The 7,345-nt window shown below is 70.6% G+C and carries 6 protein-coding genes; 2 read left to right on the top strand and 4 right to left on the bottom strand.

Going from position 1 to position 7,345, the window contains the following annotated elements; genetic code table 11:
- Positions 1-21: 21 nt before the first annotated feature.
- A complete protein-coding gene (locus C1A33_RS16505) occupies positions 22-1,206 on the bottom strand; it encodes an ISAzo13 family transposase (protein ID WP_101832383.1) in 1,185 nt (394 codons plus the stop codon).
- 382 nt (positions 1,207-1,588) lie between these two features.
- On the bottom strand, positions 1,589-1,927 hold the full coding sequence (locus tag C1A33_RS16515) for a winged helix-turn-helix transcriptional regulator (RefSeq protein ID WP_101832385.1): 339 nt from the start codon (positions 1,925-1,927) through the stop codon (positions 1,589-1,591).
- 118 nt (positions 1,928-2,045) lie between these two features.
- Between C1A33_RS16515 and C1A33_RS16520 the strand changes: the two genes are divergently transcribed.
- On the top strand, positions 2,046-2,744 hold the full coding sequence (locus tag C1A33_RS16520) for an alpha/beta fold hydrolase (RefSeq protein WP_101832386.1): 699 nt from the start codon (positions 2,046-2,048) through the stop codon (positions 2,742-2,744).
- Positions 2,745-3,097: 353 nt separating this feature from the next.
- On the opposite strand, the gene C1A33_RS16525 is transcribed toward C1A33_RS16520, so the two are convergent.
- Positions 3,098-3,811, bottom strand: coding sequence for a response regulator (locus C1A33_RS16525; RefSeq protein WP_101832387.1), 714 nt, complete (start codon positions 3,809-3,811; stop codon positions 3,098-3,100).
- Entirely contained in the window at positions 3,808-6,039 is a 2,232-nt protein-coding gene (locus tag C1A33_RS16530; RefSeq protein WP_101832388.1) for a sensor histidine kinase, read from the bottom strand. The genes C1A33_RS16525 and C1A33_RS16530 overlap by 4 nt, the downstream gene beginning before the upstream one ends.
- A gap of 217 nt (positions 6,040-6,256) precedes the next feature.
- Between C1A33_RS16530 and C1A33_RS16535 the strand changes: the two genes are divergently transcribed.
- On the top strand, positions 6,257-7,069 hold the full coding sequence (locus tag C1A33_RS16535) for a hypothetical protein (protein WP_101832389.1): 813 nt from the start codon (positions 6,257-6,259) through the stop codon (positions 7,067-7,069).
- The last annotated feature ends 276 nt before the right edge of the window (positions 7,070-7,345 follow it).

Consider the following 7,345-nt stretch of genomic DNA (forward strand, 5'->3'; position numbering starts at 1 on the left):
TAGGAGCTGGATTGATACAAGCTAGTCGTTCTTGGCCTTGATCGTGTAGTTCCATTCACCGTGGAACTTGTGTCTACTGATCGGGATGGCCTCCTGTTCCTGTTTGGAGACCTTGACTTTTGTCGGGTAGTCGGTGGGGTCGAGTTCGCAGCGGACGGTGAGGCCGGTGGTCGTGGTGGTGTTGGCTATGAGGGTGACGATGGTCTGGTAGGTGGCCAGTGGTCGTCCGCGCCAGTTGACGGTGAGCTGGGAGAAGAGCCGGTGCTCGATCTTGTTCCATTTACTGGTGCCGGGCGGGTAGTGGCAGACGGTGATCTCGAGGCCGGTTTCGGCGGCGAAGGCAGCGAGCTGGTGTTTCCACAGCCAGGGACGGTTCCCGTTGGAGCCGCCGCAGTCCGCGGTGATCAGGATCCGGCGGGCGGTTGGGTACTTCTCGCGACCCATCTTCTCCCACCATTTCCTGATGGTCGCGACGGCGAACGCGGAGGTGTCGTGGGTCATTCCGACCGATACCCAGGCGGTGTTGTCGGCAAGGTCGTAGACGCCGTAGGGAATGGCCTTCCCGTCGGCGAGGTGCGGGAAGTCGTAGGTCTCGACCTGTTCCGGCTCGCCCTCGGGATGCCACTCCCGGCCGGCCTGGGTGAAGCGCCCGACCAACTCCTTCTTCTTCGTGTCCACGCTGACCACCGGGTCGCCGGCCGTAAGGAACCCGGCTGCGGCCGCGTTCAGGTGACGGAACTGGGCATCCCGGTCCGGGCTCTGCGCGCCTTCCAACGTCTTGCGGGTCGACTGCAGACTGTATCCCGCTGATTTCAGGATCTTGGCGACCACGGAATGGCTGACCTCGTGTCCCGCCCGGGTCAACTCCCAGGCCAGGTGCCGGGTGGACTTCGTCGTCCACCGCAACGGCGACTCCGGATCTCCCCGCGTTTCCGGCTCGACAAGCGCGTCGAGCGCCGCAGAAAGCCCGACGTCGGCGACCTCCGCCCTCCTGCGCCCACCCCCGACAGCCCGCACCCGTCTCCGGTCGGCGGGCTCGTCATCCAGTTCCGCCATCCCCTTCGCGATGGTCGTCCGCGACGCCCCGGTCGCCCGCGCGACCGCCGCGATTCCCCCATAACCCCAGGAACGCGCCTCCGCGCCCAACGCCAACCGCCGATCCCGCTCGTTCAGCCGCGGCAGCAGCACCTCCAGGCGCGCGGCCATCGCCTCGAACTTCCCAGCCCCCTCAACTGACACACCCCGACCCTACCGGCGTGATCACAGAACATCGCCAACATCCAAACAAGAAAACCAAGTTATTTAATTACGAATACTTAGGCGCCCACTGATGCGCCACCTCGAATTCGAAGAACGCACCCAGCGGATGATCCTCTTGAGGCTCGGCGTCGTGTCGCTGCGCCCGCAGCGCCGCCGCCGATCGTGAGTAGAACGTCGAGAGCTGGGCGCGGGATGAGTTGGCCTTCCTGACGGTGGGCTCATCGCCCGGCGGGTTTCAGCGTTGGCCTGCCGGGTCTCGTCTAAGGCGACCAACGCGCCGGCAACAGCGACCAGTGCGGCGGCAGCGGTCAGCAGTGAGGTGGTCCCATTAGCGGTTGCCGTACGCCGCGCGGGCAGCGTCGATGTGCGCCAGGTGCGTGATGCTCCACTCCAGCAGCGGTGCGGTGGCCTCGCGCAGGGTCCGGCCCATCGGGGTCAGTTCGTAGCTGACGTGCGGCGGCATGACGTTGTGGACCGTGCGCGTCAGGATCCCGTCGCGCTCGAGGTCGCGCAGCGTCGCTGTGAGCATGCGCTGGCTGATGCCGTCGATGGCCCGCTTGAGCTCGGTGAAGCGTCGCGGCCCGTCCTTGAGCATGCGCACGATCAGCAGCGCCCACTTGTCCCCGACGATCCCGAGGACTTCGCGGGCTTGACACGGGTCCTGCATGGTTACCTCCTGAGAACCGGGGCACCGAAAAGTGCCGTATTGCCCGGTGCGCGTCGTGTGGATCACGATGTTCTCGGTTACCAAAGGGTACCGAGGCACGAGGAGGAACCGCACGACTATGTCCACATTTCTGTTGGTACACGGCGCCTGGCACAGTGGGCGGAGCTGGGACCGGGTGATCCCGCTGCTGGAGTCGGCCGGGCACCGGGTGCTCGCGCCGTCGCTGACCGGTTATGGCGACAAGGCACACCTGCTGGGCCCCGAGGTCGGGCTCGGCACCCACGTTGGCGACGTCGCCGACCTGATCGAAGGCGAGCGTCTCGACGACGTCGTGCTCGTTGGGCACAGCTACGCCGGGATGATCATATCGGGGGTTGCCCACCGGGTCCCGGAGCGGATCGCGCATCTGGTGTTCCTCGACGCGATGGTTCCCGAAGACGGCGAAACCGCGGTCGATGTCCTTCCAGTCACCCAGCAGCTCATCGACGTCGCGGTAGACGGCTGGCGGGTTCCGCCGATGCCGGAGCAGCCGCCGCCGCTCGGCTTGTTCGGGGTCACCGATCCCGAGGACGTCGCCTGGTTGCGCTCGATGCTGTCGGACCAGCCGGTGCGGTGCCTTCAGGAGCCGGTCCGGTTGGACGACCCGGCCGCGCGCACGATCCCGCGTACGCACATCCACTGCGTCGGGGGTCGGCCGGCGGGCATCACCCGGCGTCCCGTCCCGGCAGGCGAGCGGGTGCGGGAGCTGCCGACCGGCCATGACTGCATGATCACCATGCCCGTCGAGCTCGTCGGGCTGCTGCTCGAGGCAGCCTAGCGACGGCCTGGCCGCCTGACCGTCCTCGGATCCGAGGTCCTCGGGTACTACCGTGAGTACGGGCGTGCCTTCCCGACCGACGCGCCAACGTCGGCCTGGCTGAGACCTCAACCTCGATCACCGGGAAGGTACGCCCTCCCCAGCCGATCCACAGGTCTCAACCATTGCTCCGCCGAATGTGCTGGCGGGCCTGTCGAACTGTCGCGGCCGGCGTCGGCCGCCGCTCCACGGCGTATCCGAGGGCATGATGGCGGGTCTACGCCGAGGAGACGGTCGGCACGCTGCTGGATGTCGCCGAGGCCACGGGCCGGGTGCGGCCGAGTCTGGGCCATCCGTGTTGGTGAGACCTGAGCTCAGGGGTCGCCGAGGCCGGCGCGGCGGGCGGTCAGGATCGCGGCGGCGCGGTCGGCGGCGTGCAGCTTCGCGAGGATGTTGGAGACGTTGTTCGCGACGGTCTTCGGGGTGAGGCCGAGATGGCGGGCGATTCGGCCGTTCGGCCAGCCGTTCGCCAGCAGCGCGAGCACCTCCCGTTCCCGGTCGGTCAGCTCGGGGAACGGCTTCGTCGCGGGTCGTGGGTCGATGAACGTCCGCAGCACCCGCTGTGCGATGTCCGGCCCGAACACGGCGTCGCCGCGCGCGGCGGCGCGGACAGTGCGCACGACGTCCTCCTGCTGGGCGCCCTTGAGCAGGTAGCCGCGGGCGCCTGCGCGCAGCGCGGCGAAGACGAACTCGTCCTCGCCGTACATCGTCAGCATCACCACCGCGACCGACGGGTGCGCGGCGGTGATCCGCCTGGTCGCCTCGACGCCGCCGATCCCGGGCATCTCGATGTCCATGAGTACGACATCCGGGCACAGCCGCCCGACCAGGCCGACCGCGTGCTCGCCGGAGGTGGCCTCACCCACGACGGTGACCCCGTCCATCGAGTCGAGCAGCACGACCAATCCGTCGAGGACGATGCGGTGGTCGTCGACGATGACCACCCGGATGTCCGCCGCCACGCCGTCGACGCCGTCGGCGACCGCCTCCGGATCGAGACGGCCAGCGCCACCGTTGGTCTGCGTCATCCCGCGCTCCCGGCCAGCTGGGTGTTCGCTGCGTCCTCGACGTTCGCATCGTAGACATTCGCTTTGTTGGCGTTCGCTTTGTTGGCGTTCGCATCGTTCTGTGCAGCCGGGCGGTCGGGCGCGTCCACCAGCCGCGAGACGCCACCGGCGGCCAACGTGCGCGGCAGCTCGACCACGACCCGGCCACCGGCGGCGGTAGGCCCGCCGCTCCAGGTTCCCCCCAGCGCTGTCGCCCGTTCCCGCATCGAGGTCAGCCCGACCCCGGGCGTCCAGGAGGCAACGCTGGCCGTACCGCCCGCGGAACGGCGGGCCTGGCCGTCGTCGCGGATCTCGATGGTCAGCGCCTCGGCGCAGCCGATCGTCACCTCGCAGCGGGTCGCGTCGGCGTGCCTGGCGACGTTCGTGACGGCCTCGGTCACGATCCGGTAGGCCGCGACCTCGACCGCCGCGGGCAGCGGCGGCAGCGCATCCGGGGCCGTCAGCGTCACCGGCAGCGCGGCGCCGCGCAGCGTCTCGCGCAGCGCCGCCAGCAGGCCGAGCTCGTCGAGGGCGGGCGGGCGCAGCGCGTAGACAAGCCGGCGCAGGTCGCCGAGCGCGGACGTGAGGTCGCGGCGCACATCGACGAGCAGGTTCGTCGCCCGGGGAAGATCCCGGCCAGCGATGTTACGGGCGGCATCCAGCTTCGTCGCGGCGGCGGTCAGCACAGGCCCGAGACCGTCGTGCAGGTCATGGCGCAGCCGGCGACGTTCCTCTTCCGCGGCGCTGACGATCCGCTCCCGGGAGCGCATCAGCGCCTCGGTGAGCCGCACGTTGCTGGCCGCGACAGCCACCTGCCGGGCGATGTCAGTCAGCAGCCGGCTCTCCCGCGCACCGAGCGCGCCCTGCCCCGAACGCAGGCCCAGCACCAGCGCCCCGATGTCCTCGCCCTGATGTACGAGTGGGAAACGAGCGGTGGCCCCACCTGGGAAACGGTCAGCCTCGTCTCCTGCGCTGCCGGTGTCCGCGTACGTGATGGCCCGGACCGACCCGTCGTCGCCGCGCAGTTCCACGGTTGCGCGCGGCAGGCGCAGGGTACCGGCGAGCGCCTCCACCAGACTCGGCAACAGCGCCTCGACACTGCCGGCGGTTTCCAGCCGGGCCGCGACCCGGGTCGCCACCGTGTGCGGCTCATCCCGCTCGCCATAGAGGAAACGGTTGACGATCCGCTGCACCCGCGAGTGGGCCGGAGCAAGACTGAACGCGGCGCCGAGGGCGGCCGCCACGGTCCAGGGGCCGCCGACCGCCTGCCCGAACGCGGCGAGCACGGCCACGCCGGCCACGTACACCGCGGCCACGAACGCGGTCAGCAGGACGTAGACGAGCGTGCGGTTGAGCACGACCTCGATGCCGTACACCCGGTTCGCGAGCACCACGGCGACGACGACGACCAGCTCGACGCCGGTGCCAACGTTGGCGATCATCGTGCCGGCCGGCAGCGCCACGACGAGCGGCGTCACCACGATGGCGATGGCATTGACGACGGCCAGCCAGCGCAGCACCCGGCGTAGCTCGCCCTCGGCCCGCAGCCAGCGCACCACCATGACGACCGACCCAAGCAGCAGTCCCGAGGCGAACAGAAGCACCGGCAGCCAGCCGGGGAAGGGAACGCCGATCGGGTTGGTGACGTCGGTGTATTTCGGCGGCGGGTCGACGAGCCTGAAATCCCACAGCGGTCCGGACAGCCAGCCCACGGCGCACAGCCCGATGCTGACAGCGGCAAGCCAGCCAGTCCGTCCGCGTGGGAACCGGCCGTAGGGAAAGGTCGCCCAGGTAGTCGCCAGCACGACCGGCTCGGTCGCCTCGAACGCGCCGCTGAGGATCCCCACAGGTACCACGCCTGGCAGGTCGTGCCCGCCGTACACCGCGGCCATCGCCCAGCCACTGCCAGCCGCGGCACCGGCGTGGGCGAACGCGGCGGCGAGCGCCAGCCAGCCGAACGGCACCTCCGGCCGCCGCGACGCCAGCAGCCAGCCGGCGACCAGGAACGGGACCGCGAGCGTGAGCTGGCTCCAGCCGTAATTGCTCGCCGAGTCCCCGCCCGGCGTGGTGACCCCACTCGGGGTGGCGAGGACGAGCACCACGCCGACCGCGACCAGCGCCAGCAAGGCCAGGGCGAGGGCATGCGCGAGCCATCGCCACCGTGACCGTGGCTGCAACGGCCGCGGCGGGTCCCCACCAGTCACATCCACGCCAGCTCCCCCGCGCCTGTTCCCTCGGTGCAACCCGTGGATCGCACCCGGTCGGACCAGTGTGGGGCACGGCGGTTCCCGTTCGTGCCGGGAAATCCTCCCGACCGCCGTGGGAACGCGCACCGGTGCCGGCGGGAACGAGCCGCCCGAATGATCGCCCTGCCACCACGACCGGTCAGCCGGACCGGTCCGGCCAGGATCCGATCAGGAGACAACGATGAAAACCCACAGCATCGCCGGCCCGGCCCGCCGTCGATGGACCGTCGCCGCCAGTGCCCTCGGCCTCGGCGCCCTCGTCCTGCTCCCCGCCTGCTCCGACTCGGCCGCCTCGCCCGCCGCCGCAGGTACGCCATCGTCCACGTCCACGTCCACGGCCAACGCCACCCAGACGGCCTGCGCCGCCGCGCTGGCCAGCGACTGGGTCAACATCCCCGGGATCGATCCGGATGGCCCGCCGGCGTCAGCAGCCGAGTTGGCCGCCTGGGCGACACCGCTGCAACCCCACATCACCGCCTTGCGCGCCGGCGTTCCGGCAGACCTGACGAGCAAGGTCGATACGCTGGCCACAGCCGTGCAGGGCGCGACGGAAGGCAAGCCGGTCCCGACCGAGGACGCCTCGCTGCAGGCCGCGCTCACGGCCGTCAACGCCTGGGCGCACGACTCCTGCGGCTACACCACGCTCGACGTGACCAACAGTGATGGCACCGGCCTCGCCGGCGTGCCGGCGACGCTGCCCGCCGGCCCGGTGGCGATGAAGTTCGCCAACACCGGCACCGACCCGGCCAAGGCCGGCTTCATCCTGCTGCTCGGCAAGGTCCGGGACGGCCAGACCGCGACCGCCGCCGACGTGCAGTCCCGCAAGGTCAACCTCGAGGACATCGCCGACATCGTCGCCGTGGCCCAGCCGACCGGAACCGACCCCGCGTACGGCCTGACCACGCTGCGCCCCGGCCGCTACATCGTCTCCACGCCTGTCGGGCCGCCCCCGGAGTTCGCCACCATCCTCGCCACCGGCTTCGAAGTCAGCTGAGCCAGCGCCCGCCGTCGGTCCGACCCGGGCCCATCCGGCCGACCCGGGTCCAGTGGGCTCAGCGGGCCTCAGGGCCGACTCCGCCTGCTCGGGCGAAGGCGGGCCGGCCACATCAGCTCCGTTCGCGCGGCTTCCGCGCCAGGTCCCCGTCCGGCCGTGCCTCGCAGGGGGAAGCACGGCCGGACCGGGCCCGCCGGTCCGCGCATCGAGCCGACACCCAGGCGCGTTCGCCCTGGTCGGCGCCCATCCGCGGCTCGCGCGGGCGCTGCTCGACGG

The organism is Frankia canadensis (assembly GCF_900197875.1).
GTDB lineage: Bacteria > Actinomycetota > Actinomycetes > Frankiales > Frankiaceae > Frankia > Frankia canadensis.